At 73.1% G+C, this 21,009-nt stretch carries 21 protein-coding genes and 2 pseudogenes; 8 read left to right on the forward strand and 15 right to left on the reverse strand.

The window, feature by feature from the left end; all coding sequences use genetic code 11:
• The coding region (locus tag ASC99_RS28540; RefSeq protein WP_157531811.1) for a DUF5682 family protein at positions 1-2,344 on the forward strand (2,344 nt) is incomplete at its 5' end.
• A gap of 1,640 nt (positions 2,345-3,984) precedes the next feature.
• Here the strand turns inward: ASC99_RS28540 and ASC99_RS28550 are convergent.
• The 5 genes and pseudogenes from ASC99_RS28550 to ASC99_RS28560 form a co-directional block, all read right to left on the reverse strand.
• The gene (locus ASC99_RS28550; protein WP_369825197.1) at positions 3,985-5,538 is read right to left on the reverse strand and encodes an MFS transporter; all 1,554 of its coding nucleotides are present in this window, start codon (positions 5,536-5,538) and stop codon (positions 3,985-3,987) included.
• Positions 5,539-5,606: 68 nt separating this feature from the next.
• Positions 5,607-6,701, reverse strand: a pseudogene (locus ASC99_RS41345) (SpoIIE family protein phosphatase); the annotation flags it as partial.
• A 1-nt stretch (position 6,702) separates the two neighbouring features.
• Positions 6,703-7,109 (reverse strand): annotated as a pseudogene (locus ASC99_RS42360) (GAF domain-containing protein); the annotation flags it as partial.
• Positions 7,091-8,419: a hypothetical protein gene (locus tag ASC99_RS41350; protein ID WP_369825198.1), complete on the reverse strand. Its 1,329-nt coding sequence runs from the start codon at positions 8,417-8,419 to the stop codon at positions 7,091-7,093. The gene ASC99_RS41350 and the pseudogene ASC99_RS42360, both read right to left, overlap by 19 nt.
• Before the next feature lie 318 nt (positions 8,420-8,737).
• Positions 8,738-9,367: a TetR family transcriptional regulator gene (locus tag ASC99_RS28560; protein ID WP_057237416.1), complete on the reverse strand. Its 630-nt coding sequence runs from the start codon at positions 9,365-9,367 to the stop codon at positions 8,738-8,740.
• Positions 9,368-9,482: 115 nt separating this feature from the next.
• Between ASC99_RS28560 and ASC99_RS39900 the strand changes: the two genes are divergently transcribed.
• Together ASC99_RS39900 and ASC99_RS28565 are read left to right on the forward strand one after the other, a co-directional pair.
• A complete protein-coding gene (locus ASC99_RS39900) occupies positions 9,483-9,638 on the forward strand; it encodes a hypothetical protein (RefSeq protein WP_200948457.1) in 156 nt (51 codons plus the stop codon).
• Positions 9,639-9,659: 21 nt separating this feature from the next.
• Positions 9,660-9,935, forward strand: coding sequence for a hypothetical protein (locus ASC99_RS28565; protein ID WP_057237418.1), 276 nt, complete (start codon positions 9,660-9,662; stop codon positions 9,933-9,935).
• Positions 9,936-9,962: 27 nt separating this feature from the next.
• On the opposite strand, the gene ASC99_RS41355 is transcribed toward ASC99_RS28565, so the two are convergent.
• From ASC99_RS41355 to ASC99_RS28590, 7 genes are all read right to left on the reverse strand, one after another.
• Complete coding sequence (locus ASC99_RS41355) at positions 9,963-10,331, reverse strand: hypothetical protein (RefSeq protein ID WP_235583167.1); 369 nt, start codon at positions 10,329-10,331, stop codon at positions 9,963-9,965.
• Between the two features lie 59 nt (positions 10,332-10,390).
• A complete protein-coding gene (locus ASC99_RS41360; protein ID WP_235583168.1) occupies positions 10,391-10,822 on the reverse strand; it encodes a hypothetical protein in 432 nt (143 codons plus the stop codon).
• Positions 10,823-10,854: 32 nt separating this feature from the next.
• Positions 10,855-12,048 (reverse strand): ParB/Srx family N-terminal domain-containing protein, encoded by a 1,194-nt coding sequence (locus tag ASC99_RS28575; RefSeq protein ID WP_235583169.1) that lies wholly within the window; start codon positions 12,046-12,048, stop codon positions 10,855-10,857.
• Positions 12,049-12,059: 11 nt separating this feature from the next.
• The gene (locus ASC99_RS41365; protein ID WP_235583170.1) at positions 12,060-12,215 is read right to left on the reverse strand and encodes a hypothetical protein; all 156 of its coding nucleotides are present in this window, start codon (positions 12,213-12,215) and stop codon (positions 12,060-12,062) included.
• 216 nt (positions 12,216-12,431) lie between these two features.
• Positions 12,432-12,722, reverse strand: coding sequence for a hypothetical protein (locus ASC99_RS28580; protein ID WP_057237421.1), 291 nt, complete (start codon positions 12,720-12,722; stop codon positions 12,432-12,434).
• 47 nt (positions 12,723-12,769) lie between these two features.
• Entirely contained in the window at positions 12,770-13,114 is a 345-nt protein-coding gene (locus tag ASC99_RS28585) for a RidA family protein (protein ID WP_057237423.1), read from the reverse strand.
• Between the two features lie 2 nt (positions 13,115-13,116).
• Positions 13,117-13,719 (reverse strand): hypothetical protein, encoded by a 603-nt coding sequence (locus ASC99_RS28590; protein ID WP_057237425.1) that lies wholly within the window; start codon positions 13,717-13,719, stop codon positions 13,117-13,119.
• A 98-nt stretch (positions 13,720-13,817) separates the two neighbouring features.
• Between ASC99_RS28590 and ASC99_RS28595 the strand changes: the two genes are divergently transcribed.
• The 5 genes from ASC99_RS28595 (at position 13,818) to ASC99_RS28615 (ending at position 18,627) form a co-directional block, all read left to right on the forward strand.
• Positions 13,818-13,988: a hypothetical protein gene (locus tag ASC99_RS28595; protein WP_057237426.1), complete on the forward strand. Its 171-nt coding sequence runs from the start codon at positions 13,818-13,820 to the stop codon at positions 13,986-13,988.
• Positions 13,989-14,431: 443 nt separating this feature from the next.
• The gene (locus tag ASC99_RS28600) at positions 14,432-16,021 is read left to right on the forward strand and encodes a M4 family metallopeptidase (RefSeq protein WP_082598711.1); all 1,590 of its coding nucleotides are present in this window, start codon (positions 14,432-14,434) and stop codon (positions 16,019-16,021) included.
• Positions 16,022-16,195: 174 nt separating this feature from the next.
• Positions 16,196-17,353, forward strand: a complete 1,158-nt coding sequence (locus tag ASC99_RS28605) for a hypothetical protein (RefSeq protein ID WP_057237430.1) — start codon at positions 16,196-16,198, stop codon at positions 17,351-17,353.
• Positions 17,354-17,467: 114 nt separating this feature from the next.
• Complete coding sequence (locus ASC99_RS28610) at positions 17,468-17,947, forward strand: hypothetical protein (protein ID WP_057237432.1); 480 nt, start codon at positions 17,468-17,470, stop codon at positions 17,945-17,947.
• Positions 17,948-18,183: 236 nt separating this feature from the next.
• Complete coding sequence (locus ASC99_RS28615) at positions 18,184-18,627, forward strand: hypothetical protein (protein ID WP_057237434.1); 444 nt, start codon at positions 18,184-18,186, stop codon at positions 18,625-18,627.
• Between the two features lie 21 nt (positions 18,628-18,648).
• On the opposite strand, the gene ASC99_RS28620 is transcribed toward ASC99_RS28615, so the two are convergent.
• From ASC99_RS28620 to ASC99_RS28630, 3 genes are all read right to left on the reverse strand, one after another.
• Entirely contained in the window at positions 18,649-19,311 is a 663-nt protein-coding gene (locus ASC99_RS28620; RefSeq protein ID WP_235583171.1) for a dual specificity protein phosphatase family protein, read from the reverse strand.
• Positions 19,312-19,391: 80 nt separating this feature from the next.
• On the reverse strand, positions 19,392-20,300 hold the full coding sequence (locus ASC99_RS28625; RefSeq protein ID WP_057237436.1) for a hypothetical protein: 909 nt from the start codon (positions 20,298-20,300) through the stop codon (positions 19,392-19,394).
• On the reverse strand, positions 20,297-21,009 hold a 713-nt coding region (locus ASC99_RS28630), incomplete at its 5' end, for a PEP-utilizing enzyme (protein WP_255359290.1). The genes ASC99_RS28625 and ASC99_RS28630, both read right to left, overlap by 4 nt.

Consider the following 21,009-nt stretch of genomic DNA (forward strand, 5'->3'; position numbering starts at 1 on the left):
CTCCGGGCTCGGCCCGTCGGTGGAGGCCGAGCTCGCCGAGCTGCGCCTGCCCGCCCCCGAGGACCCGGACTCCCGCGAGCTGCGGCTGGACCCGCTGCGCTCCCCGCTGGACCGCCGCCGCGAGACGCTGTTGCAGCGCCTCGAGGTCTGCGGCGTCGGCTACGGCGAGCCGGTCCAGGTGGCCGGCACCGGCGACGCGTCCGCGCTGACCACCCGCTGGCGGGTCTGCTGGACGCCGTCGGTGGCGGCCCGCCTCGATCTGGCGGGCGTCCGGGGCGTGACCGCCGAGCTGGCCGCCGCGGGCACCCTGCGCGAACGCACCCGCCAGGAGACCGCCGACGGCGGTCCGAGCTGCACCCAGCTGCTGGCCGGGCTGCGCTCCGCCGCCGCCTGCGACCTACCCGCTCTGGTGGCCGAACTGCTCGCCCAGGCCGCCGAGTTGCTGCCTGCTGCCGGTGCCCTGCCGGAGCTGCTCAGCGCCCTCGACCTGCTGGAGGCGCTGCGCCGGGGCCATCTGCCCGGCACCACCGAGACGACCCGTACGCAGGCGGCCGAGCTGGCCGTGGTGCTGCTGGACGCGGCCGTCCGCGGCCTGCCCGGGCTGTCCGGCAGCGACGACCCCGGCGACGCGGCCGCGCTGGTCGCCCTCGCCACCCGGGCCGGCGAGCACCGCCTCGGCCTGCGGATGGACGCGGCGCTCGCCGAACTCGCCCGTACCGCCTCGCCGTTGGTCCAAGGCGCGGCGCTGGCCGCCCGGGTGCTGCTCGACCTCGACGACCCGGACCGGCTCGGCACCCGCGCTGCCGGCTGGGTCGACACCGCCACCCACCCCGACGCCCGGCGCCGGCTGGCCCGGCACCTCACCGGCCTGCTGACGGCCGGCGGCCCGCTGCTGCAGTACGCGCCGACCGCCCTCGGCCCGCTGCTGGAACGGATCGACGGGCTGCCCGACCAGGGCTTCCTCGACCGGCTGCCCGCCCTGCGGGCCGGTTTCGACGCGCTCAGCCCGGCCGGGCGCGGGCGGCTGCTGGAGACCGTCGCCGAACAGCTCGGCGAACGGCCCGACCTCACCCTGACCGCCTCGCCCGAGCTGCTCGCCCTCTGGACGGCGGCGGACTCCGCGGCAGCCGCCTCCCTGGCCGTGCTCGGCCTTGGCCCAACTGCTGAGGCCTACTTGGCAGTTGACGACACGACGGAGCCGTCGGCCCGTCCGAAGACCTCGGAGACGGCGCTGCTCGCGCCCGCCGACCGCTGGCGGCTGCTGCTCGGCCGGGAGCCCGAGCGGCTGCCCGACGGTGCCCGACGCTACGCGCACGCCCTCGACGAGCTCTACGGCGCGGGCCGGGGCGAGGGAGCCGCCGACTTCCCCGGCGGTGTCGGCGGCGGATCGGAGGCGTCCTTCCCCACCGCCCGGGACTGGGCCGAGGAGCTGGAGGCGCTGTTCGGTACGGAGGTCCGCGAGGAGGTGCTCGGCAGCGCCGCCGAAGCCGGCCGTGCCGACGTCCTGGCCGAGCTGGACCCGGCCTCCGTCCGCCCGTCGGTGGAACTACTGACCTCCGTGCTCAACCTGGCCGGCGGCCTGCCCGAGCAGCGGCTGGCCACGCTCCGGCCGCTGGTCCGCCGGCTGGTCGAGGAGCTCTCCCGCGAGCTCGCCACCCGGCTGCGCCCCGCCCTCAGCGGCCTCGCCACTCCGCGGCCCACCCGCCGCCCCGGCGGTCGGCTCGACCTGCCGCGCACGCTGCGCGCCAACCTGGCGCACACCCGGCGGCTGGCGGACGGCCGGACGGTCGTGGTGCCCGAACGCCCCGTCTTCAGCACCCGGGCCCGCAAGGAGGCCGACTGGCGGCTGGTGCTGGTGGTCGACGTGTCCGGCTCGATGGAGGCCTCCGTCATCTGGTCCGCCCTCACGGCGGCCGTGCTCGGCGGCGTGCCGACGCTGTCCACGCACTTCCTGGCCTTCTCCACCGAGATCGCCGACCTGACCGACAAGGTCGACGACCCGCTGTCACTGCTGCTGGAGGTACGGGTCGGCGGCGGTACGCACATCGCCAAGGCGCTGGCCCACGCCCGCTCCCTGGTCACCGTGCCGAGCCGCACCCTGGTCGTGGTGGTCAGCGACTTCGAGGAGGGCGGCCCGCTCGGCGGCCTGCTCGCCGAGGTGAGGGCGCTCGCCTCGTCCGGCGTGCACCTGATGGGCTGCGCGGCTCTGGACGACACCGGGAACCCCCGCTACTCGGTGCCCGTCGCCAAGCAGCTCGTGACAGCCGGCATGCCCGTGGCCGCCCTCAGCCCCCTCGCCCTCGCCCGCTGGGTCGGCGACCGACTCCGTGGAGAGAACCGATGACCCCCGATACCAGCTCAGCCACCCTGCCACCCGTCGCCCCCGCGCTGCTCGCGGCCGCCGTGGAGGCGCTGACCTCCCGGCTGCGCAAGAAGCTGGACGCCGCGATCGAGCAGTACGCGGCGCTGCCCGTGGAGGCGGGCGAGGGCGGGCCGACCGTCCGCTGCGGTGAGGACGCCGTGGTCACGCTGGCCCCGGGCGCGGACGGCGTGATCGCCGAGGAGGGGCACGCTCGGTGCAGTTGCCTGCTCGCGCCGCGGTGTCTGCACCGGGCCGCGCTGCTGCACTGCTGTCCGCTCGCGGATGCCTCAGCGGACGCCTCGGCGGCAGTCGAGACCCCGGCGGCATCCGAGCCGGAGCCGGAGCCGGTGGTCCCGGTGGTGCTGACGGAGGCTCAGACCAGGGCGGCCGACGCACTGTGGACGGCCACCGCAGCGGTGCTGGCCGCCGGCCTGCCCGCCGCCGGAGGCGTCCCGCAGGCCGAACTCCTGCGGGCGGCGCACACCGCCCGGCTCGCCGACCTGCACCGGGCCGAGGCCGCCGCCCTCCGTGTGGTGCGCGGGCTGCGCAGCGCCCGGGCCAGGCGGGACGGCCACCGGCTCGCCGACCTGACCGCCGCACTGCGTGAACTCCTGCTCACCACCGCCCTGTTGAGGATGGGACGCGGTGACGCCGCACTGCTGGGCACCGCCCGGCGGGCCTACCGGGCGGGCGGTGCACTGCGCGTGCACGGCGTGTTCCGGGAGCCGGTGCTGACCTCCACCGGGTACGCGGGTGTGGTCACCCACCTGCTCGACGAGGACGGCCGGTGGTTCTCCGTCGCCGACGTCCGCCCGGGCGGCCCGGCCCGGGCCCGAGGGGCGGGCACCGCGCCGGTCTCGGTCGGGGCGGCCGCCCTCGACCACGCCCGGCTCTCGCGCGGCGGACTCCTGATCTCCGGCGCGACCGCCTCGGCGGACGGCCGGCTGGGTTCCGGCCGGGGGGTGAAGGCCGGCCCGGTGCCGGGGGTGGACTGGACAGCCGGAGCGCCGGCCGCCCTGTTCGCCCGCCCACTGGCGCAGGCCGCCGCCGAACGGCTGGGTGACGGCCCGCTCGCCGACCCGGAGGACGACAGCCTGCTGCGGCAGCCCGTCGGCTGCGACCTGGTGGTGCTCGGGTCGGCCGGGGACACCGTGCTGGCCCGGGAGGTCGGGGCCCCCGTGCCGGATCTGCTGGGCGAGTTGTCGCGCGCCTACGACGCCGCACCCCGCAAGGTCGACCTCTCCAGCGAGGTGGTCCAGGTCGCCGACATGAGCAGATCCGCTCCCGGCTNGCCGCTGTGGCGGGTCCGGCGACTGGTCGAGCTCGGGGTGGCCGGCGGGCGCCGCGCCGTCGCGGAGTCCGCGCGCACCGGCGGAGCCCGTACGGACGCCGCCGCATTGGCCCGGACCGGTTTCCACGGCGCGGCCGCGCTCAGCTCGGCGCTCGCCGCGGCGGCGGACCGGCGCGGGCGGGACGTCTTCGGCCGGCTGGAGGACGGCCGGGCCGATGCGTACGCGGAGAGCTGGCTGGCAGCTGCCGTCCATCTGACCGCGGCCGAGCGGGAGTTGGTCCGCGCCAGCTGGCGCGACCGGGGCGAGGAGGAGGGCCGCTGACCGCTCCGGTCACGCTGCGGCCGGCTCCGGCCGCCGGCGTTCGATCTCGTTCTCCCGGACCAGCCACAGGGCCAGGGCGGCACCGATGAAGTTGGCCAGGGCACCGAGGAAGAGCACCGTGTTGAAGCCGGCCAGGAAGCCCTCCCTGGCGGCGTCCGAGACCATTTGGCGGAACTGCGGGGGGATCGCGGCGAGGGCCTGCTCCAGGTTGCCCGAGGAGGCCGCCTCGGCGAGCTCGCGGTGGTTCGCGCTGGTCAGCCCTGGCACCTCCGCCGTGCGCTCGCCGATCTTGCTGGTGCCCCGGGCCACGAAGATCGCCCCCCAGACGGCGATGCCCACGGCGATGCCGACCTGGCGGAAGGTGTCGTTGATGCCGGCCGCCATGCCGCTGATCTCCTTGGGCACCACGCTCACGGCAACGTCCGCGATCACCGGGTTGATCAGGCCGACCCCGGCCCCGGCGACCAGGAAGCCGCCGAGCAGGGTGGTCCAGTCGTCGGTGGCCGTGATGCCGCCCATCAGAATCAGACCGACGCCGATGGCCGCCAGGCCGGCGGCGAGCATCAACCGCGCCTGCACCCGGGACAGGAGCAGGCCCGCGACCGGTGCCACGAAGAAGCTGAGCAGGGTGATCGGCAGGTAGCGGACCCCGGTCTGGAAGGGGGTGAGGCCGAGGTAGTTCTGCAGATAGAGCGTCAGATAGAGGAACAGCGCGAAGAGCGAGCTGGAGACCGCGAAGGCGGCCAGCTGCACGCCGGTGAACGCGTGCCGTCGGAACAGCCCCAACGGGAGCATCGGCTCGGCGACCTGACGCTCGATCACGATGAACGCGGCCAGCAGGACCACGGCGCCGACGAACAGCGAGACGATCAGTACGCTGCCCCACCCCTCGGTGTTCCCTCGCACCAGCGCCAGCACGAGCAGGAAGAGCGCGGCGCTGAACGTCGCGACGCCCGGCCAGTCGACCCGGGTCGCGTTCGGGTCGCGGCTCTCCCGCAGTTTCAGGTAGGTGAGGACGATCGCCCCGGCCCCGATCGGGACGTTCAGGTAGAAGATCGACTCCCAGCCGAGCGAATCGGTGAGCGCCCCGCCGACCAGCGGGCCGATCGCCACCGCGACCCCGATCGTCGCCCCGTACACGCCCATCGCCATGCCGCGTTCCCGTCCGGCCAGGAACTCCTGGGCGATCAGGGCCAGCGACACCGCGAACATCACCGCGCCGCCGACGCCCTGGAAGGCGCGGGCCAGGTTGAGGAAGGTCGGGTTCGGCGCCAGTGCGCAGAGCAGCGAGGCGAGGGAGAAGATCGCCAGCCCGGCGGCGAACGTCCGCCGCCGCCCCAGCCGGTCGGCGAGCGAGCCGGCCGCCAGCACCAGGGCCGCGAGGGTCAGCGCATAGGCGTCGATCACCCACTGGAGGTCGGTGAAACTGGCGTCGAGGTCCTTGCGGATCGACGGCAGCGCCACGTTCACGACCGTGATGTCCAACAGCAGCATGAACGTCGCCACCGAGACGGTGAGCAGGGTCCACCACTTGCGTTCCACGGAGACAGGTCCCCTCGTCACGGACGGTTCGTCATCGCTATGACGGTACGCAACACGGAACGTGACCGGTGACTGACACGCGGCAACGGTCAGGGCAGGCGCTGCTCGGCCCAGATGACCTTGCCGCTCCCGGTGTACCTGGTGCCCCAGCGTTCGGCGAACTGGGCGACCAGAGCGCAGGTGGGGCGAGGTGCTGCTCCGGTCGGCGACCTCGCAGATCAGCGTGCGGTCGTACAGCAGCCGGACCTGGATCGGTGCGAGGCCGTAGCGGATGGCGTTGGTGATCAGCTCACTGAGGATCAGCTCGGTGGTGAACGCCAGCTCCTCCAGCCCCCAGTCGTCGAGCTTCGCGGTCACCTGGGCCCGGATTTCACGGACCGCGGCGGGGTCGGACGGCACGTCCCAGACCGCGACCCGCTCCGCCGCCAGGGCCCGGGTCCTGGCCACCAGCAGGGCGATGTCGTCGGTGGGGCTGGCCGGCAGCAGTGCGCCGAGCACGTCGTCGCAGACCTGCTCGGGGCTGCGGCCGGCGCTGCCCTCGGGGCGGGCGAGGGAGGAGCGCAGCAGGTCGAGGCCGAAGTCGATGTCCCGGTCGCGGTGCTCGACCAGGCCGTCGGTGTAGAGCACCAGGCTGCTGCCCTCCGGCAGCTCCAGCTCGGCTGTCTCGAACGGCATGCTGACCAGGCCGAGTGGCGGGCCGGCCACGAAGTCGGCGATCTCCACCCTCCCGTCCGGGTGCACGACGGCGGGCGGCAGGTGGCCGGCCCGGGCCATCGAGCAGCGCCGGGAGACCGGGTCGTAGATCGCGTACAGGCAGGTCGCCCCGGTGATCGGGGCCTGGTCGCCGGTACCGGCCTGCTCCTGGTCGATCCGGTTGACCAACTCGTCCAGGTGGCCGAGGAGTTCGTCGGGCGGCAGGTCGAGGGAGGAGAAGTTGTGCACCGCGGTGCGCAGCCGGCCCATGGTGGCTGCGGCGTGCAGGCCGTGCCCGACCACGTCGCCGACCACCAGCGCCACCCGGGCACCGGGCAGCGGGATGACGTCGAACCAGTCCCCTCCGACGCCGGCGTGCGCCGGAAGGTAGCGGTAGGCCACGTCGAGGGCGTTCTGCTCCGGCAGGCTGCCCGGCAGCAGGCTGCGCTGCAGGGTCACGGCCATGGTGTGCTCGCGGGTGTAGCGGCGGGNGGGTAGAACGGGGCCCCGGCGCGGATGCCGCTCAGCCCGGCGCGGCGCATCTGCGCGCCCGGCTCGGGTTCGTCCCCGTGCAGGACGGCCTCGGCGAGCGAGCGGTCCTCCTCGTCGAAGGAGCCCCGGCCGACACCGCGCCAGAAGGTGGCGATGCCGAGGACCGCGCCACGGGCCCGCAGCGGCACCGCGAGCAGCGCGTGCACACCCTCCTCCCGCACCCGCTGCACGCGCGCCGCGTCGTACTCCTGCCAGGCGTTGAGGGCGTCGGTCAGATCGCGCTCGACCACCGGCCGGCCGCTCTCCAGGCTGCGGGCGCGCGGGGTGCCGGGTACCACCGGGACCTGCTCGCCGACCGGGTAGAACGGGGCCCCGGCGCGGATGCCGCTCAGCCCGGCGCGGCGCATCTGCGCGCCCGGCTCGGGTTCGTCCCCGTGCAGGACGGCCTCGGCGAGGGCTCGGGTTCGTCCCCGTGCAGGACGGCCTCGGCGAGGTCGACCGTGGCGTAGTCGGCGAAACCGGGGACGGCGGCCTCGGCCAACTGCTGGGCGGTACGGGAGACGTCCAGTGTGGTGCCGACCGCCAGGCCCGCGTCGTAGAGCAGCTTGAGCCGCCGCCGGGCCAGGTCGGCGGTGCCGGAGAGCGCCCGCAGTTCGGTGGAGTCGCGCAGGGTCACGACCAGGCCGGGCGGGCCGCCGTTGCGGTCGGTGGGGCGGACGTTGACGGCCAGCAGCCGGGCTCCGGCGGCCACCACCTGGTCGGTGACGGTCTGTCCGGAGAGCAGCATGGCGGCCACCGGGAGGTCCAGGCCCAGCTCGGTGACGTGCCGGCCCTCCGGGTCGTCGGGAAGCGCGAGCAGCCGGCCGGCCTCGTCGTTGGCGAGCAGCAGCCGGCCGTCCCCGCCGATGATCAGCACGCCCTCGCGGACCGAGTGCAGCACCGCGTCGTGGTGCTCGTACATCCGGGTCATCTCGGCCGGGTCGAGGCCGCGGGTCTGCCGTCGCAGCCGGCGGTTCACCAGCGCGGCGCCGGCCAGCGCGAGGGCCAGGGCTGCCGCCGCGCTGCCGAGCAGGATCGGCAGGTGCCTCGCCGCGCTGTCGCTGACCCGGCTGGTCCGGATGCCCGCCGAAACCATGCCGACCACCTGGCCGTTGCCGTCGGTGACCGGTACGACGGCCTGCACCAGGTGGCCGATGGTGCCGTCGACCTCCTCGGTGATCGACTCACCGGCCAGCGCGGGGGCGGTGGTGCCGACGAACTTCTTGCCGATCCGGTCGGGCATGGGGTGGGTGTAGCGGATCGCGTCGGTGTTGAGCACCACGATGAAGTCGACGCCGGACTTGATCCGGGCCTCTTCGGCAGCCGGTTGGAGGACCGCGGTCGGGTCGGGCGCGCGGAGCGCCGCGACCATGCCGGGGGAGGCCGCGAAGGTCTCGGCCACCGCCAGCGAGCGGTTACGGGCTTCGGTCGCGCTGTCGTGGCGGGCCTGGAGCACCATCTGCGTGCCCGCCGCCGCCACCAGCAGAAGCACGATCAGTACCTGTAGGACGAAGACCTGGCCTGCGACGCTGCGGGTACTGAGCGCCGAGCGGAGCCGCCCGCGCTTCGGCTGCCCGTGCGGGTGCGCCGGGCCGGGGAGTTCACGTCCGCCGTCCGGGCGCGGGCCCTTGGGCTCGGGGACCGACGGGGCCCGGGATCGACCGGAGTTGCGGGCCATACGCCATGTCTACCCTGGTAGGTCGCCCGAGGCCAAGAGATCGCGCACACCGAAGCTCGTGGTGCCTGATCCCCGCTGCGGCCGAAGCTCGCGCGCTAAGACCGGCCGGCAGATGGTGGGCGGCGTCGCGTCGCCCGGGCTGTCGCCTGGACGGCTTCTCCTCAGTCGCCGCAGCTCCGCTGCTACTCCCTCGTCGGCACCGCCCAGACTCTTCTCCTCAGTCGCCGCAGCTCCGCTGCTACTCCCTCGTCGGCACCGCCCAGACTCGGCCCGGACGCCGCTCCTTCATCCGCCCACCATCTGCCGGCCGGTCAAAGGTCAGGAGTCGCGCCAGTGGCGGCGGCCGACACTGATCAGGCGCAGCTGACGGCGCGCCACCCGGCTGATCCGCAGGTCGAGTTCGGGGCGGTCCTCGGGGACGTCCAGGAAGGCCGTCGCGGTCGACACCAGGTGCTCGACGTAGAGCTCGGCGAGCATCAACAGGTCCTCCGCGCTCCAGCCCGCCGAGGCGGGCTGGTCCGCCAGCGCGGCGGCGACCTCGTCGGCGAACCGGGCCAGCTCCGCACCGATCGCCTCGCGCACCGGCCGTACGCCGCCGTGCCGTTCGCGCGCGAGGAAGCGGATGTGGGCGCGGTGCTCGCGGACGTGCCCGGCGACGACGTCCACCGCGCGGTCGATCAGCTCCTCGGCCTCGTCGGGGCCGGCCAGCACCGCGAGCACCATGCCGTGCAGGCTGGCCAGGGACTCCTCGACCAGCGTCACACCCAGGTCGGCCATGTCACGGAAGTGGCGGTAGAAGCCCGCCGGGGACATCCCGGCCTCGCGGGTGACCTCGCGTACGCCGAGGCTGCTGAGGTTCTGACCCTCCAGCAGGTGCAGCGCGGCATCGAGGAGGGCGCGCCGGGTCTGTTGCTTCTGGGCCTGCCGGGCCCCCGAGGTGTGACTCACGTCATTCAGTAAACAACTGTTTGCTGACTTTGGCCAGCGTAGAGTGAGAACTCAGCGAACAGTCGTCATCTCAACTGTTCGCCGAATCCTGCCGAATCGACCAAGGGGTCCGCAGATGTCACTTCTCGCCGTGCTCGTCGCCCTTGCGGTGCTGGGCGGCGCGGCCGTACACGCCTCCGGTCCGGTGTTCACGGTCGCCTGCTGCGCCATCGCGGCCTGGCTGGCCGTCTTCGCCGTCCGCGAGCAGCTGGCCCGTACCCGGCGCCACTGAACCCCGAGAGGAGTCACCATCATGAACACCACCACCATGAACGCCACCACCACCCGTGCTCGCAGCGACGTGGACGGCATGGCCGTCGCCTCGTTCGTCCTGGGCCTGCTGGGCCTGCTCTTCTTCAACCTGGTGCTCGGCCCGTGCGCCCTCGTCCTGGGCGGCCTCGCCCTCGCCCGCGGCACCCGGCGCCGGGGCCGCGCGCTGCTCGGCCTGACCCTCGGCGCCGCCGACCTGATCGTGCTGGCCGCCACCCTGAACGCCGGCCACGGCACGCTGTGGCAGCTCGGCGGCTGACCGACGGGGCGTCCGTCAGGCGTGCGGTCAGTGGGCGGGCCAGCGGACGGGGTGGCCGGAAGGGTCGGTGGTCAGCCAGGTTCCGTCGCCCAGGGGAGTGAGGTCGTACGAGTCGCGGGTGGTGACGGGGAAGTCGGTGATCTCGCCGGTGCGCAGGTCGAGGTGGTGGTGGCGGTGCCACTCCCGCTCGTCGTCGTCGAGGTCCGGGTCGTCCTCGGGGTCGATCTCGCCGGCGATGGTGACCAGGACGGTGTCCGGCGTGAGGTAGCCCCCGCTCCACTCCACGTACGCGCCCTCGGGGGCGGGCCCGAAGGCTTCGGCGGGCAGGGTGAGCGTCGTGTCGCCGTCGGGGTAGGTGTGGAACGCGACGTCGGCCTGGCCGTGGTCCACCGTCATGAACCGGTGCCCGTCGGGTGTCAGGTCGATGAGGCACCGGGCGTCCCACGGATAGCGGGTCAGCCGGCCGAGGCGTTCCGGTACTGCTGCCCGCCGTGCCCGACGGTCTCCAGGTCGGCGCCCGCGATCTGAGCTCCCGTCACGGCGTCCAGGACGACCCACCGGTCGGGCCCGTCGCGGTCGGCCATCGCGTCGGGCCGGTAGACCCAGACCTCGCGCTCGTCCAGGGAGAGCGCACAGTCCGGCCGGTGCCCGTACGGCCGGACCGACCGCGGCAGGAGATCGGAACGCCAGAGCTCCGTCCCCTCGGAGGTCACGCAGACGACGCTGTTGAGCGTCGTGTACACGGCTCGCCGAAGGTCGGCGAAGACCGCGTGACTCGTCAGCTCGTCGTCCGGACGGGGCCGGAACTCCGCCGTGGGCGACAGCACGCCCCGGGGGTCGGAGGACAGGTCGTAGGCGCGGATCCGCCCGTCGGGAGCAGTGATCACGAGCAGGAGGCTAGCGGCATCGGGGTGGTGCGTCAGGAGGTGGGGTTGCCGACCAGCTGGACGGGGCCGTTGAGGGTGTTCGGGGTGCAGCCCGGGGCGGTCAGGGTCAGCTGGTCGCGGGTGTTCACGGCGCTGAGCGGGCCGTTCAGGACGGTGCCGCAGAGCTGTACGGTGCCCGCGCCGACGGCCTGGACGGGGCCGTTGAGGTCCGAGCCCTTGACGACCAGGTTCGCCCCGGCGCGGACCACGACCGGGCCGGTCTGGCGGGCGTTGACCAGGCAGGTGGTGCCGGTGCCGACCACCAGCGGGCCGGTGTGGCGGCCGGTGACGGTGGTGGTGCAGGCCGGCCCGGTGGGGACCGTGGCGCGGAAGTCCAGGGCGTAGGCGAGCTTGCTGGGCTTGGCCGCGGTGATCGGTGCGCTGAGCTTGCCGAACTCGCCGCCGGTGGGCTTCTTGCCGGCGTTCCACGGGTCCAGCCGGCCGAGCTGGGCAGCGGTGCGGCCGTCGGCGGTGATGACGGTGCCCCCGGGGAGGGCGGACATGGCCTGGGAGGCGGTGCGGACCGCCGCCAGGTACGAGGCGGAGTCGGTCGGGTCGTACGAGCCGGGGAGGCCGATGCCCTGGCCGCGCAGCCAGTCGCCCCAGGTGAACTCCAGGTACTCGGCGGCCTCGGCCGGCACCGAGTAGCCGATGTCGCGGGTGAAGTAGACCAGGCTGCGGTAGGCGTCGTCGTGGAAGTAGGCCAGGCCCAGGTGCTGCGGCAGCTGCTCGACGGTGACCGGCTGGTTCGTCCCGTCGACCAGGCGGACCCAGTTGTTGGCCTGCATGGCCTGCCAGAACGCGTTCGGCGACAGGTCGCTGAGGTTGGCCTGGACGACCAGGCGGATGTGCAGGCGCGGGCCGCCGTCCGGGGCCTCCAGGAAGGAGGTCAGGGTGTGGTGACCGTCCGTCAGGTAGAGCGCGCCGCCCGGTCCCACCACGACGGTCTTCATCTCGGCCCGGCTGTCTTCGGTCTCCTGGCCCAGCGCGACGGCGCAGGTGAACGTCGTCGGGTCGGCGAGCCGAGCGCCCGGGTGCACCGTGGCGGCCACGCCCTGGCCGTTGGTCTCGCACCAGTCGTCGAAGCGCTTGTTGATGTTCCCGTTCAGCTCGTCCTTGGGCGAGGTGTAGCGGCCGAGCTTGTAGTAGATCTCGTCGTAGCCGACCGCGGACTGGGTGGGACGCACCTGATCGAGCGTCACGTCCAGCAGGTCGCCGGGCTGGGCCTGCCGGGCCTGCTGGGCCGCACCCGGGGCGGCAGGCCGCCCAGCGCGAGCATGACGGCCGCGGCGGCGGCGAGCATGCCCCGACCCTGGCGGCGCTGCTGCGGGGAGGGGACGGGGCCGGTGCTCATGGGGTCTCCTGCGGGTCGGCGGCTGATAGCAATAGCTGCTGGCGCATATCCATCCATCAGCTGCAGCTCAACCGGTAGCCGCCGAGTGGTCGCGAGATGGCGGGAGCGTGAACCCTGTCCGTCGGGGCCCGGGCCACGGCGGCACCTGTGCTCCGAGGAGACGCGTGAATGGGGCCCGCACGTCGTGCGGGCCCCATCACCTGTGGCTGCGTCGAGTCAGTGGGGCCAGTGGACCGGCGAGGCCTCCTGGTCGTTCCCCCTGACCCACACCGTGGACATCCCGAGTACGGTCCGGATCACCGCGAACCCGCCCTCCCAGCCGCCCGGCAGCCGGATCCGGCCGGTACGGACCGCGCCGCCGGTGAGGCTGACGTCCGTCGTGTGGACCACGCCGGTCCAGCCCGGCAGCCCGATCCGGGGGACGTCGCCGTGCAGCTCGGCCTCCACCTCGATCTCCCGGCCGTCGACCAGCAGCGCCGCAGCTCCTCGGTACGCAGGTGAGTCCATGCCCCCGACTCTGCGCCGACCGGACACCCCGGGCAACCGGTGATCCGTCAGAGCGCGGCGGTCACCACGATCTCGACCAGGACCTCGGGGCGGTAGAGCGAGGCCTGGACGGTGGCGCGCGCGGGGGTGGCGTCGGTGGGGACCCAGCCGTCCCAGGCGAGGTTCATCTCGTCGAAGTCCTTGATGTCCGCGAGGAAGATCTCGGCGCGGAGCACCTTGGTGCGGTCGCTGCCGGTCTCCGCGAGGAGGCGGTCGATGCTTGCGAGCACCTGCTGGGTCTGGCCCTCGACGTTCTGGGTGAGGTCCCCGGCGACCTGGCCCGCCAGGTACACGGTGCCGTTGTGCACCACGGCTTCGCTCATGCGCTTGCCCGAGCCGAATCGCTGGATCATGGTCAGACCTCCGGTAGATCATTCAGGGGAGGCGAGGGTATCGGCCCTGCTGAGCGGTCGTCGGTGCTGTCCACATGATGACGGGGCTGCGCGTCGGCCTGACGGTGTGCCAGGTGTCCGCCGAGGGCGGCGGCCAGGGACACCACGGTGAGACCGGCCAGTCCGCGCACCGCTCCGGCCGTGGTGCAGCCGTGCCGCCGGGCCCGGTAGGAGCCGATCTCCAGGATGGTCGCCGCCACGGCCGACGCCGCGTGCACCAGGCCGATGCGGCGGCGCTCGGCCGACAGCTCGGCCCAGTCCACCCAGCCCGCCCAGAGGGTCGGGGGGACGGCCGCCAGGCCGAGGCCGGTGAGGCGGCGGGCGGCCGCGGGTGGTCCGCCGGTGAGGTCCAGGGCGGTGGCCGAGAGCCAGCAGCCGAGCGGGAGCTGGGTCAGCGCCGGGTGCAGCGGGTGGCCGAGCCAGGCCCCGTTCAGGACGTCCCGTACGGGGCCCAGCGGCAGTTCGGTGACCAGCCGTTGGATCCGGTCGGAGGCCCGGTCGAGGCCGGTCCAGTCGGCGGGTGCGTCGAGCCAGTCGGGCAGGGGTGAGCCGTTGATTCTGTCCATACCGGGCGTCTGGCCCGCACAGCGTCGCTCAAACGGAGCTGACCAGGAGTGGGATCGGCGGAACTGGGCAGACGGCTGGGTCTGGAGGTGTGGATGTCATGGCCCTGTTGATCATTGTCCTGCTGATCGCCCTGCTTCTGGGAGGTGCCGGATTCGCCTGGCACGTCCTCTGGTGGATCGCACTGGTGGTGCTGGTGCTCTGGCTGCTGGGCTTCGTCTTCGGCGGCGCTTCGGCGGCCGGTGGCCGACGACGGTGGTACCGCTGGTGAGTTGCGGGACCTCAGGGCTGGGCCCGCTACCCGGACGGACCGGGCGGCGGGCCCAGCGGCTGCCGTCCGCCGTCGGCGGCCAGGCCGTGAGACTGCGGAGCAGGACCTCGTTCACCTGACTGGTCACTCCGTGATGCCGGGCAGCGCGATCGGATCCGGCGCTGTCCCGAACGTGGCCGAGCAGGAGACGGCGGGGTCGGGCAAGGCGGGTGCGGACTGACCGGGCGTCACATGGCCCGCCTCGTGCGGGTACGAAGGGAGGGTGCGAAGGGAGGGTCGGTCCGCCGGTCGCCAAGGCGATTGGCGGGCGGGCGACTTGGGCAGATTCGGTCGCCTTTGGCTACAGATTCATCAAGATCTGCCCCGGTGCGTAGCTTTCTTGTCGGCTCACCATCAAGCTCTGGCGAAGCAATCAGCTGCAGTTCCCCTCGACTGGAGTCAGAGTGAGCCCCATCTCCTCTTCTCGCCGCCACCTCGCGGCCGGAGCAATAGCGGTCACCGCCGCCCTCGTTGCCGTCACCGTCCAGACCGGTTCGGCCACCGCCGTCCCCGGCCGCGACGCGGCGATAGCCCAGGCCAAGGTCAACGTCGCCCGCAACGCCGGTACTTTCGGCTTCGGTGCGGGCCAGGACCTTCAAGTCAAGGACGTCGTCATCGACGCCGACGGCACCCAGCACGTCCGTTTCGACCGCACCTACCAGGGCCTGCCGGTGGTCGGTGGTGACCTGGTGGTGCATCAGGACGCCCGCGGCCGCCTGAAGGACTCGTCCCGGGGCAAGGCGCACGACCCCAAGGTCAAGTCCACCGTCCCGGCCGTCCCCGCGCAGGCCAGCGCCAGCAGCGCGCTCCAGGAGGCGGCGGGCATCCAGTCCGCCACCAGCACCCCCGAGTTGGTGATCTGGGCCGCCGACGGCACCCCCCGCCTCGCCTGGCGCACCACCGTCGCCGGGGTCGGCGAGCACGGCCAGCCCGCCGGCAAGGTCGTCGTCACCGACGCCTCGACCGGCGAGCAGATCGAGTCGTACGACGCCGAGCACCAGGCCGTCGGCACCGGGCACTCGGAGTACACCGGTGACGTCTCCATCGACACCACCGCGCAGGCCGGTGGCTTCGCCCTGATCGACCCGGTCCGCGGGCACAGCACCAGGGACGCGCTCAACCTCTCGTCGTCCTCGATCAAGCCGACCTCCGGCACGCTGTTCACCGACGCGGACAACATCTGGGGCGACGGCAAGAAGTTCACCGGCGCCCGCGCCACCGCCGCCGTCGACGCGCACGCCAACACGGCCTGGACGTACGACTACTACAAGAACACCTTCGGCCGCAGCGGCATCAAGAACGACGGCAAGGGCGCCACCGTCTTCGTGCACGTCGGCACCAAGTGGGACAACGCCCAGTGGTCCGACACCTGCTTCTGCATGATGACCGGTGACGGCGACGGCGTGACCGACCCCGAGCAGGTCGACCTCGACACCATGGGCCACGAGATGACCCACGGCGTCACCAGCGCCACCGCCAACCTGCGGTACGCGGGCGAGTCCGGCGGCCTCAACGAGGCCACCAGCGACATCTTCGGCACCATGGTCGAGTGGTACGCCAACAACGCCGTCGACACCCCTGACTACCTGTTCAGCGACCAGTCCACCCCGCCGTGGCTGCGCCGGATGGACAAGCCGTCGCTGGACGGCCGGTCCGCCGACTGCTGGACCCGCAAGGTCGGCCAGCTCGACGTCCACAACTCGTCGGGCGTGGGCAACCACTGGTTCTACCTCGCCAGCGAGGGCAGCGGCACCAAGACCATCAACGGTGTCACCTACAACAGCCCGACCTGCAACGGCTCGACCGTGACCGGCATCGGCAACCAGAAGGCCGCCGCGATCTGGTACCGCGCGCTGACCGTCTACATGACGTCCACCACGGACTACAAGGGCGCCCGGGCCGCGTCCCTGAACGCCGCCAAGGACCTCTACGGCACCGGCAGCACCGAGTACAACGCGGTCGCCGCCTCTTGGAGCGCCGTCAGCGTCAACTGACCCGAACAGCAGGCGACTTGTCGTCCGGGGCTCCTGACGGAGCCTCGGACGGCAGGTCGGCGTCCGTGTGCGACCAGGCCGGTTCGCACGCTGGATCGAGTGCAACTCGGTAGTCGTGCGACCGGGACCCGGCGCCAGGTGATAGGACGGACCGAAGCCTGGAGGTGGTCTGCCATGACCCGGTACTGCGTCGACCCTGTTCGGCACGAGCTCATCGCCACCTGGGGGACCGGCGAGGGCGATCTGGCGACGCGCATCGCCACCGTCCCGGTCGGCACCGACCTCGGCGCCCTCTCCCGACTGGCCAGTGTGCTCACCCAGTTGTCCGCGGCGGCCTGGCACACCTACACCCACCCCGCCGGCGCCGTCGGCTCCCTGGAGCCCAACCGCGAGGGCCGGCGCCGCGAGCAGGAACGCACGGCGTTCGGCGACGTGGCCCAGGCGGTCGCCGAACCGAACCTGCCGCAGGGCGGTTCGATCACCGTCTCGTACAGCCCCCTGGTGGAGAACGCGAACCGGGTCGGCCGCGCCCTGCTCGCCCTGGGCCTCCCCGAGCTGACCGAGGCGGTGCGCGCCGACGCCGCGGCGGAGCTGGCCGCCGTCGAGCACGCCGAACTCGGCGACCTCACCGGACGCGCCCAACAGGCCGTCCTGCTCAGCCGCGAGGACGCCTCCCCGGTCCAGGTCGCCGCCGCCGACCGGCTGCTGAACGGGAACCCGTTCGGCCCGGCCGCGCTCTTCTCCGACGTCGACCCGACGGCTGCGGCGGTGGCCGCCGCGCACTGGCTGTACGCCGCCGCCGAGGCCGTCTCGGCCGTGACCGGGCATCCGCCCACCGAGGTGATCCAGGAGGCGGACCACGTCGAGGCCCTGCCCTACGCGACCCCGACCCTGGTCCTGGAGCTCCTCGACGCGGGTGCCTCCCCCTACGACGTCGTGACCGGGCTCGTACGCCACGCCCTGCGGATCGCCGACGGCGTACTGCCCGATCCGGCAGCGTTCCGCGAGCAGCTGGAGGAGGCCGAGGAGCTGCTCGCCGAGTACACGGATGACGACGACGAGGAGGACGACGGGTCGGACGTGGAGCTGCGGCTGACGCCGCTGGATCCCAAGCGGCCCGCCCGCGACCTCCTCGAGGACCTCCTCAGCGGCATCCAGGGCTGCTGGCTCCTGCACGACGAATACGCCGAACCCGCCGATGCCGAGGGCGAACCCGCCGACGGCGAGGACGAGGGCGAAGCGAAGGCCGAGCAGAGGCAGAACCACAGTCGCGAGGCCTTCGCCGCACTCATCCGGGCCATCGCGGCGCAGCACCGAGACCGTCTCGTCTGACCGCCTGCTTCCGGCGGACGGTCAGCTGTTGATGAAGCCGAACATGCGGTCGCTCACGTACGGGATGTACCGGCAGGCTGCTCCGCCACGCAGCTGGAGCTGCACGGTGGCCACGTGCAGGCCGACCCGGCGGGCAACCGCAGCGGGGCCGGCTGCGTCCGGGACGGGAGAAGGGTGATCACTTTGGGGGGCGTGGTGTCGGCGGGGAACCAGGGCAGGGCTGTTGATCGTGTGTGGGTGTTGGTGCGGATCTTGGCGGCGCTGGTCTTCGCGACGGGCAGGCTGCTGTTGGCCAAGGACCGCGTCATCGCGACGTGGCACTGGTGTCTGACGCAGGGCCACGAGCCCGATCCCGACCGGTTCAGGGCGACCGTGTGCGCGTGGGCCGTCATGATCGCCGTGCTGCTCGTGCTCGGTGCGGTGTTGGACCGGCTGCCCTACGGCTGTTGGTATCTCCTGCCGGCCATGGCTGTCGCGGCTGCTGTTCTGGGTTGGCTCTACGTGATCGGGATGGGATCTCCTGCCCCGTTGGGGCCGGGGGAGCCGGAGGAGGCGGCGTGCTGGACGATGCCGATCTTTCCCTTCATCGGCTGAATCGGTGACGGTCGGATGATCCTGAGGGCCGTAGGTGCCCTGCAGCCTTCGGGTCTGACGCTGCGTCAGTAGGTAGTGGCACCCGCCTGCCTCGTTGCCGTCGACCTTGGTCCGTCGGCTGCGCTCGGATCATCGGCGGTGACGGGAAGTTGCCTGGTGGCAGGGGGTGTTGCAGGCAGGGCTAGGCGCGGAGACTGAGAAGCAGGGGCGCACAGAGCCGACCCCCGGGAGGCGTCATGAGCATCCAACCCGCCTGGCACCGGTTCGGAGCCGGTGCCGCCTGGCGCACGATGGCGGTGATCACCGCGCTCGCCACCGCGGCTGCGCTGGGCACCGTTGCCCCCGTCACGGCCCAGGCCGTCACTCCCGCCCAGCAGGGCCAGCTGTATTCCTGGATCGACGGGTGGGGCGGGGGCACCGTCACCAGCCGGCCGGCCGGGATCGACTGCCACCAGAGCGCGTGGGATCCGTACGCTCCGGACGCCACCTACCAGCCGCCGCCGACCGGCTCCTGCGCTGCGGCCTTCCCGGTCGGCACGTACGTCACCTTCACCGCGACGCCCGACCCCGGCTCGTACGTCAACGGCAGTCCCGACCCGGGCAGCTTGACTGTGCGGTCCGGTTACAACAGCGTCTGGGCGATGTTCTGCCCGGAGGACAACCTCTGCTCGAGCTGGTAGCGGGAGTGAGTCACCTTCGGATCAGAAGTAGGACGAGATCCGGCGTGGAGCGTCCAGGAAGCGGCTGATCAGCTGCACGGTGGTCGGCGGCTGCGGGCTCTCGTCGCGGGTGCCCTGGAACATGTAGTAGACCTGCTCGATCGACGGCGGCCCGACGGCCAGCGTACGCATCGCGGCCTCCTGCGGGTCTGCCTGGCCGGTGCGGACCAGGTAGGCGGCGGCCATCGAGCCGGTCCGGCCGACTCCTGCGCCGCAGTGCACGAACACGGGGCCGTCGGTGGTCCGTACGGTCTGCAGGAAGGTGTTGACCTGTTCGGCGGTCGGGGTCTGGCCGTCACGTACCGGCAGGCGTTCGACGGTGAGGCCGGCCTGCTCCGGCAGCGAGAGCTGATCCTGGGTCAGGTTCTCGGCGCGCAGGTCCACCACGCTGTGGATGCCGTGTGCGGCGAGTGCGCGATAGCCGTCAAGGCCGGGGGCCGAGCCGCGCCAGACGTGGGCGTCGACCTGCTGGAAGTTGTGGATGCCGGCCACGGTGGAGGTGGCGGGCCGGTCCTCGCCGACCCACGTGGAGACGGCGAGCATGCCCAGCGCCGCGCCGCCCCAGAGGATGCCGTATCCGAGACCGCAGAGGATCAGGACCTTGAGGGTCCGCCGGAGCGGTGTGGGAATGCGATGAGTTATCAAGGAGTGCTGACCAACTTCGGGGTACGGGAGGCGCGGCTGCGCAGCGTGTCCCTGCCAAGCGTAAGTGACAGCGGGACAGACTAGTGCATATCACCCGTGGCGGCCTGGCCCTCGCCCAGCACCCGCGCGGTGGCGGCGCTCAGTGCGGCGTCCTCGAGGCAGCCGTGAAGTCGCAGCAGGTCGTGCTCCTGCAAGGCGGGCCGGACCACGCCGACGTAGATGCCGTCGTCGAGTCGGCTGAGGGGCGCCGCGTCCAGGCGGGCGGCGGTGGACCGGCGGCAGTACTCCCAGAGGCTGCCCGCCGCGATCTCCAGGGCGCGGGGGTCGTCCTGCTGCTTGATGGTGACCTCGAAGACCACGACGCTGGCAGCGGAGTCGGGCTGGGGCTCGGAGCGGGTCTGGAAGATGTCCTCCAGTCGGTCCACGCCCAGGCCGAGCACGAGGGCCGCTGCCAGCAGCCCGGCGACGGCCAGCGTGGTCCGGGCCGGCCGACGCCGTGGGACCGCGGGGCGGTCCTCCAGACGCAGCCCCCGCCCGTCCTCGCGGGGGACCGGAGCGGTCAGGTCCGTCAGCCGTCCGGCGAGCCGCCGCTCCGCCCCGCGGCCGGTGACCCGGGCGATCCGCTGGATCACCCAGGCCGCCCCGGAGAACAGCGCACCGGCCACCAGCAGGACGGGAATGAACACGTACGTACGGTGGCGGTCGTCCTCGGCCGGGTCGAGCCACTGGAACTGCCGCTGCGGGGTCTCCCGGGTCTGGGCCAACCGTCGTCGGACGTCCTCGGTCCGCGCGTCGGCCTCCGCCACCTGCCGCTCCAGGCGGGCGATCCGGGACAGCAGGACGGCGCAGATCAGCACGCCCTCGACGACGAGCAGCAGCACGGCGGAGAGGAGCGCGCGGTGCCACTCCCACCGGTAGAGGTACACGATCAGGTAGATGGTCGCACCCGCCGCCGACAGGGAACCGAGTAGGTAGGCGAGGTATTTCACGTCCTCGCCCTCTTCGCGTCGCCCTCGCCGTCGTCCTCGGCGGGGCCCGGTCGGACGGTCACCGCGCCGGTGGCCCCGTCCACCGCGACCGGCGTGCCCGGCGGGAACCGGTCCAGCGCGTCGGGCACCCCCACGGCCGTCGGCACGCGGTACTCGCGGGCCAGTACGGCCAGGTGGGAGAGCGCGCTGCCGGTCTCGGCGACCAGACCGCAGAGGCCGGGCAGCATGGTGGCCAGCGCCGGGTCGAGCGTGCGGACGATCAGGACCGGCCGGTCCGGGCGCGCGGCGGCCTCGCTGCCGTCCCAGGCGATCCCGGTGCCGAAGCCGCCGCCTGCGCCCTGGCCCTGCTCCGCGTCGGCCGCGCGGGCGCGTTCGGGCACCGGTCGGCCTTCCACCAGCCGGAAGGAGGCGGGCAACGGGGGAGAGTCCGGCCGCAGGATCCGGGTGCCGAAGTCGGCGGGCAGCAGTCCCGTCTCGGCGTGTTCGAGCAGCTCGCTCCAGCGCAGCAGGCAGATGTCGGTCGGATTCCCGAGCCCGCCCGTGGCGCGCAGACGGGTGCCCAACTCCCGTGCCATCCGGGCCTGCATCTCCTGCACCCAGCGGATCCGCAGCCGCAGGCCCTCCCGGACCGGCAGCGCGCCCACCCCGCGCGGCACCCCGGTCCAGCCGGTGCGTGCGGGCAGCCGCAGCGGAGTGCGGCCGGCGATGG

Origin of the sequence: Kitasatospora sp. Root107 (genome assembly GCF_001424875.1) — a bacterium.
Classification (GTDB): domain Bacteria; phylum Actinomycetota; class Actinomycetes; order Streptomycetales; family Streptomycetaceae; genus Kitasatospora.

Coding starts and splice junctions, on each gene's coding strand:
- ASC99_RS28590 (WP_057237425.1), bottom strand. CDS start 13,719: ATGGACAGAATCAACGGCTCACCCCTGCCCGACTGGCTCGACGCACCC.
- ASC99_RS41350 (WP_369825198.1), bottom strand. CDS start 8,419: ATGGCCCGCAACTCCGGTCGATCCCGGGCCCCGTCGGTCCCCGAGCCC.
- ASC99_RS28615 (WP_057237434.1), top strand. CDS start 18,184: ATGAGCATCCAACCCGCCTGGCACCGGTTCGGAGCCGGTGCCGCCTGG.
- ASC99_RS41355 (WP_235583167.1), bottom strand. CDS start 10,331: ATGACGGTGGACCACGGCCAGGCCGACGTCGCGTTCCACACCTACCCC.
- ASC99_RS28565 (WP_057237418.1), top strand. CDS start 9,660: ATGAACACCACCACCATGAACGCCACCACCACCCGTGCTCGCAGCGAC.
- ASC99_RS28595 (WP_057237426.1), top strand. CDS start 13,818: ATGGCCCTGTTGATCATTGTCCTGCTGATCGCCCTGCTTCTGGGAGGT.
- ASC99_RS28580 (WP_057237421.1), bottom strand. CDS start 12,722: ATGGACTCACCTGCGTACCGAGGAGCTGCGGCGCTGCTGGTCGACGGC.
- ASC99_RS28585 (WP_057237423.1), bottom strand. CDS start 13,114: ATGATCCAGCGATTCGGCTCGGGCAAGCGCATGAGCGAAGCCGTGGTG.
- ASC99_RS28605 (WP_057237430.1), top strand. CDS start 16,196: ATGACCCGGTACTGCGTCGACCCTGTTCGGCACGAGCTCATCGCCACC.
- ASC99_RS41365 (WP_235583170.1), bottom strand. CDS start 12,215: ATGAGCACCGGCCCCGTCCCCTCCCCGCAGCAGCGCCGCCAGGGTCGG.
- ASC99_RS39900 (WP_200948457.1), top strand. CDS start 9,483: ATGTCACTTCTCGCCGTGCTCGTCGCCCTTGCGGTGCTGGGCGGCGCG.